This window comes from Trichlorobacter ammonificans (assembly GCF_933509905.1).
Classification (GTDB): Bacteria; Desulfobacterota; Desulfuromonadia; order Geobacterales; family Pseudopelobacteraceae; genus Trichlorobacter; species Trichlorobacter ammonificans.
Map to the genome: position 1 here is coordinate 744,109 of NZ_OW150024.1, position 19,429 is coordinate 763,537.

Consider the following 19,429-nt stretch of genomic DNA (forward strand, 5'->3'; position numbering starts at 1 on the left):
CTCGTCCATCGATTCTGGACCGCCACTATAGGGCATCCGACCCCTGCCTGTCAATCGGCGTCGGGCCAGAAACGGCCCTTCAGCTCTTCCAGCAGCGGTGCCAGGCTGGTCCGCTCCACGGCGGAAATACTGATGGCATTGTAGCGCCTGCGCGCCTGGGCGATCCGCAGGAAGGCGATGGTGTCCTTCTTTTTCAACCCTTCCAGCCGGTCGGTCTTGTTGAAGACCACCAGCTCCGGTTTGTCGGACAGCTCCAGCTCTTCAAGGATGGCCCGCACCTGCTTGATCTGGTCTTCGAAGCGCGGGTTGGATGCGTCCACCAAGTGCAGCAGCAGGTCGGCGTCCCGCAACTCCTCAAGCGTCGCCTTGAAGGCTCCCAGGAGGGAGTCGGGCAAGGAGCGGATGAAGCCGACGGTGTCGGTGATGATCACCTCCCGGTCACGGGGGAGACGCAGCCGGCGGCTGGAGGTATCCAGGGTGGCGAAGAGCAGGTTCTCGGTGAAGACCTCGCTCTTGGTCAGGGCGTTCAGCAGGGTCGATTTGCCGGCATTGGTGTAGCCGACGATGGAGATGATCGGCACCCCGGCCCGGACCCGGCGGCTGCGCCGCTGTTCCCTGCCCCGGGAGAGGTTCTCCAGTTCCCGCTCCAGGGCGGTGATCCGATCGCGAATGCGGCGACGGTCGATCTCCAGCTTGGTTTCCCCCGGTCCCCGGCCGCCGATCCCCCCCATCAGCCGGGACATCTGCACCCCCTTGCCGATCAGGCGGGGCAGCAGGTACTTGAGCTGGGCCAGTTCCACCTGCACCTTGCCGTCCAGGCTGGTGGCCCGCCGGGCGAAGATGTCCAGGATCAACTGGCTGCGGTCGATCACCTTCAGTTCGGTCATGGCGGAAACGGCCCGCACCTGGGCCGGGGTCAGTTCCTGGTCGAAGATCAGCAGGGTGGCCCCCCGCTGCAGGGCGCGGATCACCACTTCCTGCAGTTTTCCCTCTCCCATCAGGGTGCGCGGGTTCAGTTTGCGGGGCAGCTGAATGAAACGGTCCAGCACCTCGACGTTGGCGGTGCGGGCCAGTTCGGCCAGTTCGTCCAGGGAATCCTCCGCCTCGCGCCGCTCGCCGGCGGCCTTCACCGAGATCAGGATGGCCCGTTCCCGGCCGTCGTCGGCACGGGTGCCGGCACCAAGCGCCCGTTCCAGGTCACGCTCCAGATCGACGATATCGTCGCTGCCGTACCCCTGCAGCCGTTCAAACGGCTGCTGCGGACAGAGGGCGATGCCGGCGGGGGTGGGGGCCAGATGGGCCAGGTGGATGAGGGGGACCGAGCTGCCCGGCACTGCGGAGAGAGCGGCTATCAGGTCAAGGCGCAGCAGCTTCAGGTCGGTGAGGTCGTCTTCGGTGAGCGGTTCACCCTTCAGGTGGGTATGGATGAGGCGCAGGCCGCGCAGCCGCTTGCGCCCCAGGGGATAATCGGGCAGTTCCGGGATCAGCAGCCCCTTTTCGTCGCCCACCAGCACCATGACCACGCTTCCCTGGCGGTTGATCAGCAGACCGATCTGGCGGCGAAGGCTCTGGGAGAGCTCCACCAACAGCCGGGCAAGCTCGCCGGAGCAGCACTCATCCGGCGCCACCCGGCGACGGTAGAGCCGTTCCAGCGGTTTCAACTGGCTTTGGCGAAGGCCTGCAAGATTGCCGTGAATATCCTGAATGGTCGGCTCCGGACGCTGCTGCGGGAAATGGTTGCTCGGGCAGGAATTCTAGCTCAATTTTGCCGGGAATGCCAGCGGGACGATCGGGGGATCAACCGGGCAGCACGGCCACAGCGCCTCCCGCAGCCCGGAATTCCGCTCGATCCGCCGGGAAATGGCAGCGTGCAGCAGTTCCCGGTCTCCCCAGAGTTCCACGCGCTCCCTGGCCCGGGTGACGGCGGTGTAGAGCAGTTCGCGGGTCAGCAGGGCGCTGTCCTGGCGGGGGAGCAGCAGCAGCAGGCGCGAGAACTCCGACCCCTGACTCTTGTGCACGGTGAGGGCAAAGGCGGTTTCATGGTCCGGCAACCGGGCCGGGGCCAGCCACCTGCTTCCTCCGTCCGGATCGACGAAGCAGACCCGCAGCTGTCCCGCTGCTGCCGGATCGGGCCAGGCGATGCCGATGTCGCCGTTGAACAGGTGCAAGGCCGGGGCGTTGACCGTGACCAGTACCGGCCGGCCGGCGTACCAGCGGCCCAGTGGCCGGATCAGCCCCTCGTCCGTCAGCAGCTCTTCCACCAGGCGGTTCAGCCCCTCCACGCCCAGCGTTCCCTGGCGCAGCGGCGTCAGCAGCCGGAAATCGGCAAAACGAGCCAGGGCCTCCTCCGGTGTCGGTGCCGTCAGGTACGGGCGAAACCCATCAATGACACTCTGCCGCAGTTCCCGTTTCAGTTCCCCCGGAGCGGGCAGCTCCCGCAGGGCGACACTCTCCTGTTCTCCATCCAGCACCGCCAGGGCGCGCCGACCGTCACCGGCGTTCATCGCTGCAGCCAGGGCGCCGATGCCCCCCCCTTCCCTGAAGCGGTAGGTCCGGGTCAGTACGGTGATAGTGCGGGCGAGGGGTGACGGTTCCCCTGCTGCTGCGCTGCCGTCTCCGCCGGCACAGATATCTCCCAGTACCGCTCCCGCCTCCACCGAGGCCAGCTGATCCCGGTCCCCCAGCAAAATCAGCCGTGCCCCCGGTTTGAGCGCTGCGGTCAGTTTGGCCATCAGCGGCAGCGATACCATGGAGGCTTCATCGACGATGACGACGTCACTGGGAAGGGGATTGTCTCGGCAGTGGCGGAACCGCACCGATCCGGGCCGGGTGCCCAGCAGGCGGTGCAGGGTGACCGCCCGGTCCGGAATCAGCTGCCGGATTCGCTCGTCGCAGGGGAGGGTTTCCCGGGCGGTGCGGATCGATTCCCGCAACCGGGCGGCGGCCTTGCCGGTGGGGGCAGCCAAGGCGATACGCGGCGGCAGCCCGTCGGCTGCCTGCTCCAGCAGCAGGGCCAGTATTCTGACCACGGTGGCGGTCTTGCCGGTGCCCGGCCCGCCGGAGATGATGCTGAGCCGCCGGTGCAGTGCCGTCAGGGCCGCCTGACGCTGGCGATCCGGCTGCGGCCCGCCGGCGTCAGGAAAGAGCCGCTCCAGCCCCTCGGCCAGCCGGTCTGCGTCCGGCGGTTGTGCGGCGCTGCCGGCCAGGGCCAGAAGGTCGTCGGCCAACTGCCGCTCATAGCGGTGGTAGCGGTAGAGGTAGAGGCGACCGCCCCGGTCCAGGATCAGCGGTCTGTACTCGCCGGGTGCACCCACCACGGCAGTGCCGTGCAGCAGAACGGTTACCTCTTCCAGGGAGGGGACGGGGATCGTCTCCCCCGCCAGTCGCAGGCCGTCACCCGCCAGGGGAACCAGGTCAAGGCAGACGTGGCCGCTGCGCAACGCGGCGGCGGTCAAGGCGGCCAGAGCCTCCAGCAGCGGGGAAGCGTCGCTGCCGGCGAGGCGGCTGATGAACGCGCCAAACTGTCGGTCAAGGGGAGCCACGTCAGGCAGCGACATCATTGGTTTCCTTTTCCAGAGCAATCAACAACCGGGTCAGCTCCTCGATCAGGTGTCGGGAGGGCCGGTCCCGGAAGACGCCGTAGGATTCGCCGTGCCGGGGAGAGAGTCCCCGCAGGAACAGGTAGATCACGCCGCCGAAGTGCCGGTCGTAGTCATACCCCGGCAGCCGCAGGCCCAGGTAGCGGTGCAGGGCCACGGTGTACAGCAGGTATTGCAGCGGATAGAGGTTGCGCTCCATCTCCCGCTGCAGAGCCGGGGGGGCATAGTCTTCAATCCGGTAGCCCAGGTGGTTGGATTTCCAGTCCAGCAGGTAGTAGCGCTCCCCCTGGCGCAGCACCAGGTCCACGAATCCCCTGAGCATGCCGCGCACCGGCTTGAAGCGCAGGAGTGAGGCCAGAGCCGGGCCGTCCACCTGCTGGTGCTGTCCGCCATGGGCGCGCAGGCAGGCGGCCAGCTGTCCGGAATTGATGAGCTGCAGCGGGAAGAAGAACTCAAGCTCCGACAGCCAGCTTCCCGGCGGCCGTTCCCCCAGGGTGAAGCTCCCCTCCGGAGCGGAGAGGGGAAGCGTGAGCAGATTCTGCAGCATGGCGGCCACCGCAGGCAGCCATTCCGACTCGAATCCGTGCTTTTCCAGGCCGCGGGCCACCTGCTGCCGGATGCCGTCGGGAGACGGCGCGGCAAAGTCGAGCTGTTCCAGCAGCTCATGCAGGAAGATGCCGGCACGGGCGCCACGGGGAAATGTAAGAATGCTGCGCTTGCCGGGGGCGTCTGCCGACGACTCCGGCCGGTCGCCGGTTTCGTCCCGGTCCGGCAACTCGTACCGACGGCCGTCGCCGGCGGCCAAGGCGGTGAAGCTGGCGACCCGCCAGTCGTTGCGCAGAGGCGCGGCCATCACCCGGGGGACCGGCTGCTGCCGCATCTGGTGGTCGTTGCGCAGGGGGGCGGGGAGCGGAGCTTCCGGCAGCGGAGAGACACTGATGGCCCCACCAGAGGTGGCGGCCAGTTCCCGCAGTCGGTGCGCAAGCGTGGCTGTGTGCTCTCCGTCTGCCGTTGTCAGCAGCCAGTCCAGGGGCGAGAGATGCCGCCGGTCGCCGGTGCCGGCATCGGCTGCAACCAGGTAGCAGCGGCAGCGGGCGCGGGTCAGAGCAACGTACAAGAGTCGCAGGTTCTCGGACAACAGCTCCCGCCGGGCCTCCGGCAGGCGCCGGGCGTAGGCGGGGGAACCGAAATCCTTCACCATCTCGAAACGGTCATGCAGGGTGAGCACCGGACCGACGTCGCTGCCGCCGTTCCAGGCAAACGGGCAGAAGACCACCGGGTACTCCAGTCCCTTGCTGACGTGGATGGTGACGATTCTGACCAGACTCTCGTCGGTTTCCAGGCGCAGCAGGTATTCCTCGCCGCAGTCGCCGGCGGCCACCCGTTCGGCGAACCAGACTGTAACCGCCTCCGGTCCCAGGCCCTGCCGGTAGGCGGTATCATGGAGCAGTTCGAGACAATGCAGCAGGTTGGTCAGGCGGCGCTCACCGTCCGGATGGGCCAACAGGCGTCCCCGCACCTGCTCCCGCTCCAGAAGCCACCGGCCCATGACCATGAACCCCTTGTCCAGCCAGAGCTGGTGATACTCACGGAAGCGGAGCAGCAGCTCCTCCCAGGCCGGCTCGTCCACCAGCAGTGCGGCGATGTCGGTGGCCGACCTGCCCAGCAGATCGGTGGCCAGGGCGGTGCGCAGCAGCGTCTCGTCGGCGGGGGAGGTAAGGGCCCGCAGCAGGATACAGAGCTCGACGGCTTCGTGGCTGGCGAACACCGTGGCGTCGCTGCGCATCACGCTGGGAATGGCCAGGGACTGCAGGGCCTGCTGGATGAGCTGCCCCTGGCGGTGGCTGCGGACGATGACGGCGATGTCGCCGGGGGAAAGGGGGCGGTCGCCGATCTTCGCCAGCCCGCGCCGGGCCTCCCCGAGTAGCCGGGCGATCTCGCCGGCCGTGGCGGTGACGGCCCGGCCGGTGGCGGCATCGATGGAGAGAGGGCGTTCCTCGTCCGCCAGGTGCCAGACCTGCAGGGGGGCCGGGTCGCCGGGGGCCTGCAGCTCGTCGCAGGGCCAGTCGTCGGCCGGGCGGGCCGGATGGTGGACGATGGCGGTATGGACAAAGGGGGCGGGACGGCTGCCGAAGAGGGTGTTGAGACCCCGGAGCAGTCCGGGGGTGGAGCGACGGTTGACGGTGAGCGTGAAACGGCGGGATGGCGCCGTTTCACCGGCGGCGCGCAGGTAGGCGAAGATGTCGGCCCCCCGGAAGCTGTAGATCGCCTGCTTCGGGTCACCGATCAGAAAGAGCGGCAGGGTGGCGGTGCTGTAGATCTGACTGAATATGTCGTACTGGAAGGGGTCGGTGTCCTGGAATTCATCGATCAGGGCAGCCGGATAGCTGGTGCGCAGCACCGCCGCCAGGGCCTCCCCTTCCGGTCCCCGCAGGGCCTCCCGCAGATGACTGAGCAGGTCGTCGAAGTAGCGGACGTTCCGCTCCTCCTTGCGCCGGCGCAGTTCGTCGCGGCAGAAGGTATAGAGCTCTCCTTGCAGCGCGAGCAGCCGCTCACCGACTGCCCGATGCAGTTGCTCGCAGCGTTCGAAAAACGGGTGGGCGGGGGGCTCATGCTTTTTCAGTCGCTGTGCTGCGATGGTGCTGCTGCAGAACCGGTCAAATCCTGTGAAAAGCTCGCACGGAGCGTCCCCCGCCGTGAAGGTGTCCATGCCGGCCACCAGCACCGGCAGGCGGTCGGCGCGGTAGAATTTTTCCGAGCGACTCAGCCCCCGGTGGTTTTCCAGCAGCGTGACCAGCTCGTCCCGCATGTCGGCCCACGCCTCCCGCACCTGCCGGAAGAGGCCGCGGCAGTTCTCCTCCATCTGCAGGATTTCCGCCGCGTCGTAGAGCGGTTCCACCCGACCGGCAGGAGTGCGCAGCAGTTCCGTCACAAAGGTGCCGAGGGAGCCGGGGGTGAGACCGTTGCGCAGGGCGAAGGCGGTCAGCCCTTCCTGGGGAGCGAAGAAGTGCGTTCGCCAGAAATCCTCCACGATCTCCCGCAGCAGGCGGCTCTGGTCGGTGATCAGTTCCACCTCGTAGCGGGAACCGCTTTCGAAGGCGTGGTCCTGCAGTGCCCGCCGGCAGAAGCCGTGGATAGTGAAAATCGCGGCGCTGTCGAAGCTTGCCAGGGCGCTTTCCAGCAGGCCCCGTGCCACGGCCGGCTCGGGATGGGTACCGCAGAGACCGTGCAGGAACGGGTCGTCGGTCGGCTCTCCTGCCAGAACGGTCAGGGCCTCGCGGAGGCGGCGGCGGATCCGTCCCCGCAACTCCTGGGTTGCTGCCTCGGTGTAGGTGACCACCAGAATCTGTTCCGGCGGCAGACGACGTTCGAGCAGCAGGCGCAGGTAGAGGCAGACGATGGCATAGGTCTTGCCGGTACCGGCGCCGGCTTCGATCAGGGTGGTGCCGGCCAGCTCAACCGTCAGATGATCCAGTTCGGTCATGACGGCTCCTCTGCCAGGCAGTGTAAGAGCGGCCCCAGTATGGCGGCGGCAGTGACGCGGAACTCCTCGCCAAAGGGCTCCCGGTCGCCGAAACAGCGATGGATATGCGGCTCGCTCCCCTCGCCCGGACCGGCGAAGCTGTCGCGCCACTGCCGGCGGGTCTTTTCCGGGTCGTTGCTGCGGGCCCAGGCCAGGGAGGATTCGGGGAAGAAGGGGAGGGGCGCGGAGAGCCCCCGGCGGTAGTAGGTCAGCAGTTCCGCCAGCAGCTCACGCGCCGTTCCCACCGGTCGGTACCTGCGGCTGCCGTCGCTCTGGATGAGCAGGGTCTGCCGGGGGTAATCCGGCGGGGCCGCGGCGTTCAGTGCCAGGTGCTCCAGCCAGGTACGCAGCAGATCCGTGGCTTTCAAACGGGCGTACCGGTAACGCAGCATGGTGCTGTCATGAATCCGGTCCAGTCGCCCGGACAGGAGGCAGCCGTCGATCTCCAGGGAAAATTCCAGCGGTTCCCGTCGGTTCTCCCCGGCAATCGCCTGCCGGATTCGCGGGGCAAAGCGCTGGAGCGTTTCCAACTCGTCGGCCAGCAGCAGCTCGCCGTGGCGACCGGGGGGGAGCAGGCCCCGTCCGCGCAGCGCCGCGAGCTGCTGGCCGGGATCGCGGTCATCCAGCACCTGCTGCAGCAGGTCGGCACGCAGCTGGTAGGCGGTCAATCCCTCCAGCCCGAACGGTTCCCGCTCTTCCAGGGGGAGTTGTTGACGGGGAAAGCGGATGCCCAGGCGCTGTTCGAGGAACCAGCGGCTGGGGTTGCTGAAGCAGCGGATCAGCTGCTCCAGGGCCACTTCACGGGGAGGAGCGGCGGGGTCTCCGAGGGGGGCGGCGATGAAGGGAGCGGGACGGAGGCCCCCAGTGCGCTCCTGCAGCGCGGTAGCGTTTTCCGCCCCATAGCTGAACAGCCCCGAACCCGGGGTGAAGTAGGCGCTGCTGAAGGGGTGCAGAGGGTGGCGGGTGACCAGGCGCTCCGCCAGCGGCTGGCCGTCATCGCTGCGATACCTGCGCTCGATGCAGTCAATACATTCGCTGACCAGTACCGAGGGAGGAAGGTCGCCGTTGTCCCGCAGGCTCTGGCCCACGTAGCTGATATACAGGCAATCCCGGGCAGAGAGGAGCGCTTCCAGAAACAGGTAGCGGTCTTCGTCCCGCAGGGACCGATCTCCCGGCCGGGGATGACGGGCGATCAGGTCGAAGCCCGGCGGACGGCTCTTCCGGGGAAAGGCACCGTCGTTCATGCCGATCAGGGCCACCACCCGGAACGGAATGCTGCGCATCGGCAGCATGGCACAGAAGGTGACCCCGCCGGTCATGAACCCCTGTCCCTGCTCCTGCTGCTGCAGCCGGCCGGCGAACCAGGCACGGATCAATGCCGGCTCCACCTCATCCCGGAAGCCGGAACGTTCGGCAATTTCGTCGAGACTCTCCGCAATGCCGGCAATGATGCTGCGTTCGTGGGCGCCGGCATCGTCGTCGACCAGAAAGTCGTCCAGCAGACTGAGTATCCGGTACCGCCAGTCGGCCAGGGGACGGGGGAGGTTCAGGGCTTCCACGGTCCGGCGTACGGTGACGACAAACGTCAGCAGGCAGCCCAGGATACGCGTGCGTGCCCCTTCCATGGCATCAAAGGGGAGGATGCCGGCAACGGTAAGCCCCTCGTCGGGCATGGCCAGTCCCAACAGCAGGCGGTCCAGCCCGGCCATCCAGGAGTGATCGCGATAGCCGGGCAGGCCGTGCCGGCTGCGGTCGGCTTCATCCAGTCCCCAGCGGATGCCGCTCTCCTCAAGCCAGTCGCGGACCAGCGGGATATCCTCCTCGTTCAGCTCGAAACGGCTGCGTACCGGCGGCGTAGCGAGGAGATCCAGCAGCTCCACGGCGGTCAGGCGGCCGGTGGGCAGTGCCAGCAGTTTCAGGAAGGCCGCCGTGGTTTCCCCTTCGCTGGCCAGCCGGCGGTCGGCGATGGAGTAGGGGATGGAGCGGGCCGGGTCCCGGGTGGCACCGAACACCGCCGCGATGTAGGGAGCGTAGGTCTCGATGTCGGGGGTCATCACCACAATGTCGCGGCACTCCAGGCCGCTGCCGCTGTCCAGCAGGAAGAGCAGGTTGTCGTGCAGCACCTCCAGTTCCCGCATCGGACCGTGGCAGGAATGGATCATCACCGAGCGATCGCCGGGGTCGAGGGACAACCGTTCGTTGCTATCGGCGCCCCGCAGGTTGAGCATGTCGGACTGGAGGGCGTGCAGCAGCGTGTCGCTGCCCGGGTCGTGGTACAGGTCCTGCTGGCTGCCGGCCCGCTCCGCCAGGTTGAGGGCCAGGTCGGAGAAGTCGCGCCCCAGCCTGCCCAAGGAGGCCAGCAGCGGGTTTCCCTCCACGACAATGGCCCGCTCCAGGGGGGTCAGCCGTTCCCGGCGACGGCGGGGGATGATGTCGGCCCAGTATTCGCGGGTTGGGCTGAGCAGGAAGAGGTTGATCTCGATGTGGCGGGCCGCCGCCTCCAGGATGGAGAGGTGGTAGCCGGGAAGGTAGGAGATGCCGAAGAGCGCCATGCGGGCCGGCAGCCCGGCGGTGGGGGATGGGGGCCGCCGCAGCCGCTCCCGGAAGAGGGAGCGCAGTCGCGCCCGGTGGTTGCCGCGGCTTTCGGCGGTGATGAGGCGCCAGAGCTCCGCCTGCCACTGCTGATCCCCGTCGCCTGCGGCACCGTTCTCCCAGGCGAGTAGCATCTCCGGTCGGAAGAGCGTGTACTGGTCGAAGGTGTCGGCGATCCGCTCCGCCAACTGGAAGCGGCCCAGGCCGTCACGCTCCCGGCCGCAGTAGTGTCTGAGCGGTGCGGCCGCCTCGGTTGCCAGCAACGAGGGAAGCAGCTTCAGAATCCGCCAGGTCAGCACCTCGCGGGAGTAATCGTCGTTCTCGTGTTCCTCCGGCAGCACCCGCCTGAACAGATCGGCCACCAGGGCGTTGGGAAAGGGGCAGGCGCAGTTGGCCCAGATGCCGAAGCGCCCGGCCAGCTCCATGGTGAGCCAGCGCTGCATCCCCCGGCTCTGCATGACGATCAGTTCCGGTGTCAGCGGATCGTCCGGCGGCACCGCCAGAACGCCGGCCAGGGCCGTTACCAGGTGTTCCATCCGGTTGCTGGTGTAGATGGTGAGGGGCATGGGAATAACCGTGCAGAGAACGAAAAAGGGCATGGCGGGCACTCCTGCCGCGCCATGCCCCGGACAACCGTATCAGTAACGGCTCATGCCGTGATTTCCCGCTGGGGTCGCACCATCACCTTGGGACCGGCACCGCCTTTCGGTTTTGACTTTGCCAGCGGGAATTTTTCCAGGGCCAGCTTCAGCACCTCGTCGATTTCCCGGACCGGTACGATCCGAATCTTCTTCTGCATCTCCTTGGGGATATCTTCCAGGTCCTTCTTGTTCTGTTCCGGAATGAGCACGGTCTTCATACCGGCACGCACCGCCGCCAGGATTTTCTCCTTGAGGCCACCGATGGGCAGCACCTTGCCCCGCAGCGAAATTTCGCCGGTCATGGCCACGTCCTTCTTGACCGGGATGCGGGTCAGGATGGAGACGAGGGCGGTGGCCATGGCGCAGCCGGCGGAGGGGCCGTCCTTGGGCACGGCGCCGGCCGGTACGTGGACATGGATCTCATGCTCCTGGAACCACTCGGCCGGCACGCGGAATTCGTCGCCGTGGGTACGGACGTAGGCCAGTGCCGCCTGCACCGACTCCTTCATCACATCCCCCAACTGGCCGGTGAGGGAGAGGCCCCCCTTGCCCGGCATGGTGGTGGCTTCGATATGCAGCACCTCACCCCCCACCGGGGTCCAGGCCAGACCGTTCACCACGCCGATTTCGTTCTTCTCCATCTCGTCGTCGCGGAGATACTTGGCGGCCCCCAGGTAGGTGTGCAACGAGGTGGGGGTGATCTTCACCTGCTGTTTCCGCCCCTCGGCGATCTTGCGGGCCACCTTGCGGCAGACGTTGCCGATCTCCCGCTCCAGGTTCCGCAGGCCGGCCTCACGGGTGTATTTGGCAATAATCTCCTGGATCGCTTCGTCGCTGAAGGCGATATGCTTGTTCTTCAGGCCGTTTTCCTTCAACTGCCGCGGCACCAGGAACCGCTTGGCGATCTCCAGTTTCTCCTCTTCGGTATAGCCGGGGATGTTGATCACCTCCATCCGGTCGTACAGGGCCGAGGGGATCGGGTCGCTGTGGTTGGCCGTGGCCAGGAACAGCACGTTGGAAAGGTCGAACGGCTGGTTGATGTAATGGTCGGAGAAGCTGTTGTTCTGTTGGGGATCAAGTACCTCCAGCAGCGCCGCCGACGGGTCGCCCTTGTAGTCGTAGCCCATCTTGTCCAGCTCGTCCAGCATGAAGACCGGGTTCTTGGAGCCGGCCTGCTTCATCCCCTGGATCAATCGGCCCGGCAGGGCCCCGAGGTAGGTGCGGCGGTGGCCGCGGATTTCGGCCTCGTCGCGCACCCCGCCCAGAGAAATCCGAACGAATTTGCGGTTCAGTGCCCGGGCGATGGAGCGGCCCAAAGAGGTCTTGCCCACGCCGGGAGGGCCGACGAAGCAGAGGATCGGCCCCTTCATCGTGCGGTTCAGCTTGCGTACCGCCAGGAACTCCAGAATCCGCTCCTTGACCTTGTCCAGGTAGCAGTGGTCTTCGTCCAGGATCTTCTTGGCCCGGGCGATATCGTGGGAATCGCGGGTGGTTTTGCTCCAGGGGAGTTCAATCAGCCAGTCCAGGTAGGTGCGGATCACGCCGGCCTCGCCGGAGTCGCCGTGCATCCGCTCCAGGCGGCCCAGCTGCTTCAGCGCCTCCTTCTGCGTCGCCTCCGGCATTTTTGCCGCTTCGATGGCCTTGCGCAGCTCCTCCAGCTCCTCTTTCCCCTCGTTGTCCCCCAGCTCCTGCTGGATCGCCTTCATCTGCTCCCGCAGGTAGTATTCCTTCTGGTTTTTCCCCATCTCCTCCCGGGCGGCATGCTGGATCTTGGCCTGGACCGAGAGCATCTCGTGCTCCTTGGCCAGGAATTCGTTCACTTTTGTCAGCCGCTTCACCGGATCGACGATTTCCAGCAACTGCTGGGCCTCGGCCAGCTTCAGGCCGATGTTGCTGGAGATCAGGTCGGCCATGCTGCCGGGGTCGGTGATGTTTTCCAGGATCACCATCACTTCCGGTGATATCTGCTTGCCTAGTTCGGCGATCTTGCCCAGCTGTTCCCGCACGGTACGGATCAGGGCCTCGGTCTCCAGGGAGTCCGGCGCCGCAGGCTCCACCATTCGCTCGACCCGGACGGTGTGGAACGGTTTCTCTTCCAGGTATTCGACGATGCGGGCTTTGACCAGCCCCTGCACCAGAATTTTTACCCGACCGTCGGGCAGTTTCAGCATGCGCATGATCATGCCCACGGTGCCGACGCGATAGATCTGGTCCGGCGACGGCTCCTCTTCGCCGATTTCGTGCTGAGTCGCCAGCATGATCATGCGGTCCCCGGCCAGGGCCTGATCCACTGCCTTGATCGATGCCTCGCGACCGACGAAAAGTGGTATGATCATGAAGGGATAGACCACCACATCCCGGATCGGCAACAGGGGAAGTTCCTCCGGGATACGGAGTTCCTCCTCGGTGGGGATGGCAGGTTCGGTGTGTGTCTGTTCCTTGTCGGACTGGCTCACCATGTTACTCCTTTATGACAATACGTCGTTCCTGCCCCTTGGGGCAGATGATGCGCAGGACGCCGCGTCGGTATTCGGCGCGGACCTGGGCGGGGTCAGTCAGGTCAGGCAGGCGGACGGTCCGGCACATCTGGCCGAAATGGCGTTCAAGGCAGAGATAACGCTGCCGTTCCTGCGGCGGGTCGGGCAGCTTGTCTGCTCGAATGACCACCACCATCCCCCGCTGCATGATGCTGATGTTGTCGGGAAGCACGCCGGGCAGGTCAAACTCCAGCACTACCGCCCGGTCGGTTTCGTAGATATCCATGGCAACGGAGACGTCCCCCTCGTTTTCACCGTCGAAACGGTGGTCAAGGGCATGCAGCAGCGAGCGCATCTCGTCGAGATGTCGGTTGTACTGTTCCGAGAACAGGGGTTTTCTGCCGCCGGAGCGTGGCATGGCACCTCTCGTGCATCCTGAAACCGTGTGAATATTTCCTATGGATCAGATGTAACCATTCCCCTGGTGAAAGTCAAGCCGCATGCCGGAAAAGAGCGTTGACAGCCGGACTGCTTTTGGAGATAGATGATCTTCTATCGACAATGGATGAGGAGGCGCCCATGGCGTTGAAAACACGGATCTGGATGACCGGTTCCCTGGACTGGTTCGGGTATATTGACGATGCAGAGGTTTTTCTGGGACACCGCAGTTTTCCGAATCCTCCGGAAGAAGGCGATGAATGGACCTGTGAGTCGGGTGACATCTTCAGGATCGAGGACGGGGAGATCAAAAAGATCGGCCATACCGATCCTCCGAAAAAGTACTGGTAGCAGGTTGCTGAAAACCAGCCATCTCGCCGCGGTCCTCGAACCCCCCCTTGTGCGGCGTCGCAGCGCTACGCCGCACAAGGAGCTTCCTGCGGGTGCGACGATCTGACTGTTTTTTGAGCAACCGTAGTTTTTTTAGCAAGTTAGCTAGTGGGTCTGCTGTTCCGGCACCAGGTCGATCACGGTTATTTCCGGCGGGGCAAGGAAGCGGATCGGCGGTCCCCAGGTGCCGGTGCCACGGCTGACGTGCAGCCAGCCCCCCCCTGTCAGGTGCATGGTGCCGGTGGGCAGCGGAAAGCGGAGTCGCGTAAGCAGGGTGAACGGGAAAATCTGCCCTTTGTGGACATGGCCGGACAGTTGCAGATCGAACCGTCCCCGGCTCTCCGTCGCAACTTCCGGGCGATGTTTCAGCACCAGCACGAAGCGATCCCGGGGCGCGCGGGCCAGCAGGCGGGATTCCGCCGTCGGGTCGTAGCCGGCTACCTGTTGCCCCACCGGATCGTCCACCCCCACCACCCAGAGACGCTCTCCCACCGGCACCGCTTCGGAGCGAAGCAGGCGAAAGCCCGACTTCTCGGTGAACTCCTGTGCCTGCCGGAAACCGACGTAGTATTCGTGGTTGCCGGGAATGGCCACCATGCCCAGGGGCGGCGCCAACTGGCGCAGCAGGGTTGAAACCCCGTCGAAGTGCCGCAGGTTGCCGTCCACCAGGTCGCCGGTGGAAACGATCAGATCGGGCTGGGCCTGCCGGATCGCCTCGATCACCCGCCGGACCCGCTCCTCCCGCACGATCACGCCCACATGCAGGTCGCTGATCTGTACGATCCGGATGCGGCTTCCGGCCGACAGCGTAGCAGTGGGGATTCGTACCTGCTCGGTACGGATGTTCAGGGCCTCGAACCAGCCCCAGAGCACGATGCCGGTGGCGGCAAGCAGGCAAAACAGCGCCAAAGGGCGGGGTTGCAACAGGGAAACACGGGGAATCGCCACCAGGTAGCAGGCCGCATGACGCAGGCCGCGGAGCAGTTCCAGAACAGCGGCCAGGGAGCAGAACAGGAAAAGCCAGCCCATCCAGCAGTAGCCGGTCAGGGCCAGCAGGCGGGCCGGCAGGTCATGGCCGTGGCGTTCCAGCAGGCGCACCGCCACCGGTGCCACCGTCATCAACAGGCACCAGAGCAGCGCCGGCACCGTCCAGGCGGGAGCGAGCTGGGGCCAGGCCGACCGCAGCAGCCGGAACAGATAGAGATGGCCGCTGCCGTAAATCAGGAAGAAGGAAAAAAGGAAGAGGGTCATTGGTCGGTGCCTTCTGGCGGGGGCGGGCTCAGGTCGGACAGCCGTCGGGTGCGCAGCAGACCCGGTCCCGACCGTCCCGCTTGGCCTGGTACAGATTGTCGTCGGCCCGCTTCAGCAATTCTTCCAGGCTGCGGTCGCTGTCTCTGCTGGTTGCGGTGCCACCGCTGGCGGTAATGGTCAGTTCGCCGGCATCGGTGAGAAACGGTTCACGGCGTACCGTCTCGAGCATTCGCTCGGCGATGCTGCAGGTTTCTGCTGTTGATGCCTCGGGAAGCAGCACCACGAATTCTTCGCCGCCGTAGCGCCCCAGCAGGTCATAGGGCCTGAGGATGGTCTGGATGCGCCGGGTGAACTCCCGCAAAACCTGATCGCCGATCAGGTGGCCGTAAGTGTCGTTAACCTGTTTGAAGCGGTCCAGGTCCAGCAGCACACACCCCAGTCCCTTGTCGCCGCCGACAGCATACCCGCGCCGGGCCCGGTCGAACTCCTCCGCTCCCCGGGACACGAGGTAGCCGTGATTGGCGACGCCGGTCAGACTGTCGGTAATGGCGGTCCGGTGCAGCAGGGTATGGGCCTCCCGAACCTGCCGCACGCTCTGGCCGATGAGCAGGTGGGAAACCGCAAAGGTCCCCAGCAGCACCACGGCCATGATCAGGGTGGTCAGGACCAGGGCTCTGCGTAATGCCCGGTCGTAGCGGTCGATCAGCAGGTAGATCTCGAAGCTTCCCACCACCATGCCGACCTCGTTTCTGATCGGTACATAGGTTTCCACCACCTTCTGGGTGAACCCCTTTTCCTCCTTCAGGTCCGTTATCTTTTTCTCTTTCAGTTCGGTGTCGATGGAGCCGTAAAGGGCACGCCGCAGGCGGGGGTTTTCAGCGTCCACCTTGCCGATGATCGCCTTGTCGGTGCTGTAGACGATACGGTGGTCATGGTCGAATATCTTGACCTTGATGACATGCAGGTGGTCGACAAAGTTGGCGATCTCCCGGTCAAGGCGGTCGATGTCCCCGGGAGAGACGGCAACGGAGCGGTTCGAGTTCTCCCCCTTCAGGATGGCGTCATGCACGAAGTCCAGCATCAGCTCACAGACGGCAACGGCGTCCGCTTCAGCCATCCTGACCACGTGACCGGTGAAGACCGTCTTGAATCCCCAGGTGGAGGCCAACAGAATAACTGCAATGGAAAGGCTGCCCACGATCATGAACAGTTTCTGCAGGGCTGCCGGGTTCTCTCCCCAGGAGGCATGAAGCGGAGCTTTGCGGGTATCGAGTGCCATACTGGAAGCCGTTCGAGCCGGAATCGGAGGCCGGCCGCTCTGGATAAGCTAAGGGATAGGGCAGCATGGCATAGGTGACGGGGCAATTTCAATGCAGAAACGAAGTATAACGGTCTTCTCCCTTGATTCCGGTGCGCACGGCATGGTATTGCTCACATCATGAACAGGCTACGTCAGAACATACGCGATATGGCAGGCTATATTCCCGGTTTTCAGCCGCCGGATATCGCCTCCTGGATCAAGCTGAACACCAACGAAAACCCCTATCCCCCCTCGCCGCGGGTCAGGGAGGCGATCCTGGCCGAGCTGGGCGAGGACGCCGCGCTGCTGCGTACCTATCCCAGCGCATCGAGCAGCCTGTTGCGGGAGGCTGCCGGCCGGCTGTACGGCTTCGATCCGGACTGGATTATCATGGCCAACGGCTCCGATGAGGTGCTGAACAACCTGATACGGGCCTGCGCCGGCGAGGGCGAGGAGATCGGCTACGTCCACCCCTCCTACTCCTATTACGCCACTCTGGCCGAGATACAGGGGGCGCGGGTACGGACCTTCGGCCTGACCGACGACTGGCGCATCGCCGGCTTTCCCGGGCGCTACGACGGCAGGCTGTTCTTTTTGACCACCCCCAACTCGCCGCTGGGGGGAGTCTTTTCGCTTGCCTACATCGAAGAACTGGCCGGCCGCTGCGCTGGCCTGCTGGTGGTGGACGAGGCCTATGCCGACTTTGCCGGCGAGAACGCCCTGGAGCTGGTGAAGCGGTGCGACAACGTGGTGGTTACCCGCACCCTTTCCAAGAGCTACGCCCTGGCCGGCATGCGTCTGGGGCTGGCCATTGCCCGTCCCGCCATCATCGCCGCCCTGGACAAGATCCGGGATCACTACAACCTGGATCGCCTGGCCCAGGCGGCCTGTCTGGCGGCCCTGGAGGATCAGGACTACTTCCGCCGTCGCTGCGACCAGGTGGTGGCTACCCGGGAACGTTTCAGTGCAGCCCTGCGCGCTCTCGGCTTCACGGTGCCGTCTTCCGGCGGTAATTTCATCTTCGCCACGCCGCCGGATCGGGACGGTCGCCGACTTTATGACGATCTCTATCGCAGCAGGATTCTCGTTCGGCATTTCAGCGATCCGCTGCTTGCCCACGGGGTACGCATATCCATCGGTACCGACGAGGAAATGGCGCGGACCTTGGCGGTGATCGCGGGGGGGAAGCATGATGCAACTGCATGACATGTCCGAGCAGTGTGCCCAGTGCGGTTTCAGCTACGCCCGGATCGATACCGAGGTCTGGGGGCAGTCCAGTTCCCGGCGGGTCATGTGTCCCCTCTGCGGCTGGTCGCTCTATGAGGAGTATCGCTGGGAAGGATCGACGCAGCTGGTGACCAAGCGGACCGAGGCGCGGGGGTTCGGTGCCTACCGCCTGGTGCCGCCGGGCAGTTATACCGGCTATAACGCCTTTCATACCGAGCCGTCGCCGGAGCTGGTGGCGCAGCTGCAAGACCTGCTGACCACCAGGGGGTGGAAAGGATATCTTTCTCTCTGGGACGTGCGACAGAACAAGGTTCGCCTGCTGGTGGGGCATCCCCTGGCGAAGTTTTCCGTTGACGGCATGAACGAGGGTGCCGCCTGAGGGCACCGACAAGGAGTTGGCCATGAGCAGAGCAGCACAGATTACCCGTAGTACCACCGAAACACAGATACAGCTCAGCCTGGCCGTGGATGGTGAGGGCCGGTCGACGATCAGCAGTTCCGTACCGTTTCTGGACCACATGCTGACCCTCTTTGCCCGCCACGGACTGTTCGACCTCACCGTGCAGGCCAACGGCGACATCGACATCGATTTCCATCACACGGTGGAGGATATCGGCATCGTGCTGGGGCAGGCGTTCCGGGAAGCGCTGGGCGACAAGCAGGGAATCCGCCGCTACGGAACCGCCCGGGTGCCGATGGACGAGGCATTGGCCGACGTGACGGTCGATCTTTCCGGCCGTCCCTATCTGGTCTACAACGTGGCGATCACCGCACCGAGCGTGGGCAGTTTCGATACCGAGCTGGTCCGGGAGTTTTTCCAGGCCTTTGCCAACAGTTGCGGCTGCAACCTGCACCTGAACCTGCTCTACGGCGACAATGCCCACCATATCATTGAGGCCTGCTTTAAAGCCTTCGGCCGTGCCCTGGATACCGCCACCGCGCTGGATGACCGGATCAGCGGCGTCATGTCGACCAAGGGCGTCCTGTAACCGAAAACCGCATGCAAACGACAACGGGCGGCTCCCGGAGGGGCCGCCCGTTTGTGCGTTCAGGACCTGCCGATACGGCTTGCCGTTTACTTCAGCTCCTTCAATAATGCCCGTGCCTTGCGGGCTTCGTCGGTTTTCGGGTATTCCTGTGCCAGGCGGTTCAGCACGTAGCGGGTACTCTTCACATCTTTCAACGCCTTAAATGCCAATGCCTGCTTGAGCATGGCCGCCGGTGCCTTCTCCTTCTTCGGGTAGAGCTTGATCACTTCCTGGAACTCCAGGATCGCCTGCTCATAATTTTTTTCGCTGTAGTAGGTCTCCCCGATCCAGTAGCGGGCGTTGGCTACCAGGTCGTGGGAGGGGTGCTGCTCGACGAACTGGGTCAGGTTCACCCGAGCCGACGGCATGTCGTTGGCTTTGAAGCTTTCCAGACCCTTCAGGTAGAGGGAGTCAGGACGCCCTCCTTCCTGCGGTGCCGCTGCCGTCTGTCCCTCGCGCAGCCGCTTGTTCAATTCGTCAAGTGCCGCCTGCAGCTTGACGATCCGGTCCTCAATGGCGACCATGCGGCGGTCGGTATCCTCGCGGTAGCGTTTCAGCTCATCGGCGGTCCTGCGTTGGGACTGGCCCATGTCGTCCTGCTTGGCCGTCAGCACCTGCATGTCCGCCTTTGCGGCATCCAGCAGGGTGGAAAGATCCGCATCGGCCTTGCGTAGCGCGGTGAATTCGCTCTTGAGGTTCTTCTCACCCTCCCGAGCCGTGCTCACGTCCTTGGTGAGGTTGTGGATTTTGTTCTTGGTTTCCTGCAGGTCCTGACGGATGACGTCCACCGAGCTGTTTGAGGCGCAGCCGGTGAGTAGTCCCGCGCAGAGAAGCAGGGTCACGTAGTACGGTTTCATGCAGTATGCCTCCTGTCTGGTCAGGCTGGTGCGACTGGTACGAAAATTATCCTTCTATACTACAGAACATCCCTCCAAAACAAGCAGTGCATGGGGAGCGACCCGC

The 19,429-nt window shown here is 64.9% G+C and carries 13 protein-coding genes; 4 read left to right on the plus strand and 9 right to left on the minus strand.

Annotated elements, in window-relative coordinates:
* Positions 1-50: 50 nt before the first annotated feature.
* From hflX to RAK07_RS03375, 6 genes are all read right to left on the minus strand, one after another.
* Positions 51-1,661 (minus strand): GTPase HflX, encoded by a 1,611-nt coding sequence (gene hflX / locus RAK07_RS03350; protein WP_305731436.1) that lies wholly within the window; start codon positions 1,659-1,661, stop codon positions 51-53.
* A 93-nt stretch (positions 1,662-1,754) separates the two neighbouring features.
* Positions 1,755-3,557 carry an exodeoxyribonuclease V subunit alpha gene (recD, locus tag RAK07_RS03355; RefSeq protein WP_305731437.1) on the minus strand — a complete coding sequence of 601 codons (1,803 nt, stop codon included), beginning with the start codon at positions 3,555-3,557 and terminating at the stop codon, positions 1,755-1,757.
* Positions 3,544-7,083, minus strand: coding sequence for an exodeoxyribonuclease V subunit beta (gene recB / locus RAK07_RS03360; RefSeq protein ID WP_305731438.1), 3,540 nt, complete (start codon positions 7,081-7,083; stop codon positions 3,544-3,546). The genes recD and recB overlap by 14 nt, the downstream gene beginning before the upstream one ends.
* Positions 7,080-10,313, minus strand: coding sequence for an exodeoxyribonuclease V subunit gamma (gene recC / locus RAK07_RS03365; RefSeq protein ID WP_305731439.1), 3,234 nt, complete (start codon positions 10,311-10,313; stop codon positions 7,080-7,082). Before recC ends, recB begins: the two co-directional genes overlap by 4 nt.
* Positions 10,314-10,363: 50 nt before the next feature.
* A complete protein-coding gene (lon, locus tag RAK07_RS03370; RefSeq protein ID WP_305731440.1) occupies positions 10,364-12,814 on the minus strand; it encodes an endopeptidase La in 2,451 nt (816 codons plus the stop codon).
* A 1-nt stretch (position 12,815) separates the two neighbouring features.
* Positions 12,816-13,250: an Hsp20/alpha crystallin family protein gene (locus RAK07_RS03375; protein ID WP_305731441.1), complete on the minus strand. Its 435-nt coding sequence runs from the start codon at positions 13,248-13,250 to the stop codon at positions 12,816-12,818.
* 161 nt (positions 13,251-13,411) lie between these two features.
* On the opposite strand from RAK07_RS03375, the gene RAK07_RS03380 reads away from it, so the two are divergent.
* Positions 13,412-13,621, plus strand: coding sequence for a hypothetical protein (locus RAK07_RS03380; RefSeq protein ID WP_305731442.1), 210 nt, complete (start codon positions 13,412-13,414; stop codon positions 13,619-13,621).
* 144 nt (positions 13,622-13,765) lie between these two features.
* On the opposite strand, the gene RAK07_RS03385 is transcribed toward RAK07_RS03380, so the two are convergent.
* Together RAK07_RS03385 and RAK07_RS03390 are read right to left on the minus strand one after the other, a co-directional pair.
* The gene (locus RAK07_RS03385) at positions 13,766-14,911 is read right to left on the minus strand and encodes a metallophosphoesterase (RefSeq protein ID WP_305731443.1); all 1,146 of its coding nucleotides are present in this window, start codon (positions 14,909-14,911) and stop codon (positions 13,766-13,768) included.
* Between the two features lie 28 nt (positions 14,912-14,939).
* Entirely contained in the window at positions 14,940-16,190 is a 1,251-nt protein-coding gene (locus RAK07_RS03390; RefSeq protein ID WP_305731444.1) for a GGDEF domain-containing protein, read from the minus strand.
* Between the two features lie 159 nt (positions 16,191-16,349).
* On the opposite strand from RAK07_RS03390, the gene hisC reads away from it, so the two are divergent.
* Genes hisC through hisB form a run of 3 tightly spaced genes read left to right on the plus strand, consistent with a single transcriptional unit; the run spans position 16,350 to position 18,427 of the window.
* Positions 16,350-17,417, plus strand: coding sequence for a histidinol-phosphate transaminase (gene hisC / locus RAK07_RS03395; protein ID WP_305731445.1), 1,068 nt, complete (start codon positions 16,350-16,352; stop codon positions 17,415-17,417).
* Entirely contained in the window at positions 17,401-17,817 is a 417-nt protein-coding gene (locus RAK07_RS03400; protein WP_305731446.1) for a hypothetical protein, read from the plus strand. Before hisC ends, RAK07_RS03400 begins: the two co-directional genes overlap by 17 nt.
* Before the next feature lie 22 nt (positions 17,818-17,839).
* Entirely contained in the window at positions 17,840-18,427 is a 588-nt protein-coding gene (gene hisB / locus RAK07_RS03405) for an imidazoleglycerol-phosphate dehydratase HisB (RefSeq protein ID WP_305731447.1), read from the plus strand.
* Positions 18,428-18,513: 86 nt separating this feature from the next.
* Here hisB and ybgF read toward each other — a convergent pair whose 3' ends face one another.
* Positions 18,514-19,323, minus strand: a complete 810-nt coding sequence (gene ybgF / locus RAK07_RS03410; protein WP_305731448.1) for a tol-pal system protein YbgF — start codon at positions 19,321-19,323, stop codon at positions 18,514-18,516.
* Positions 19,324-19,429 lie beyond the last annotated feature (106 nt).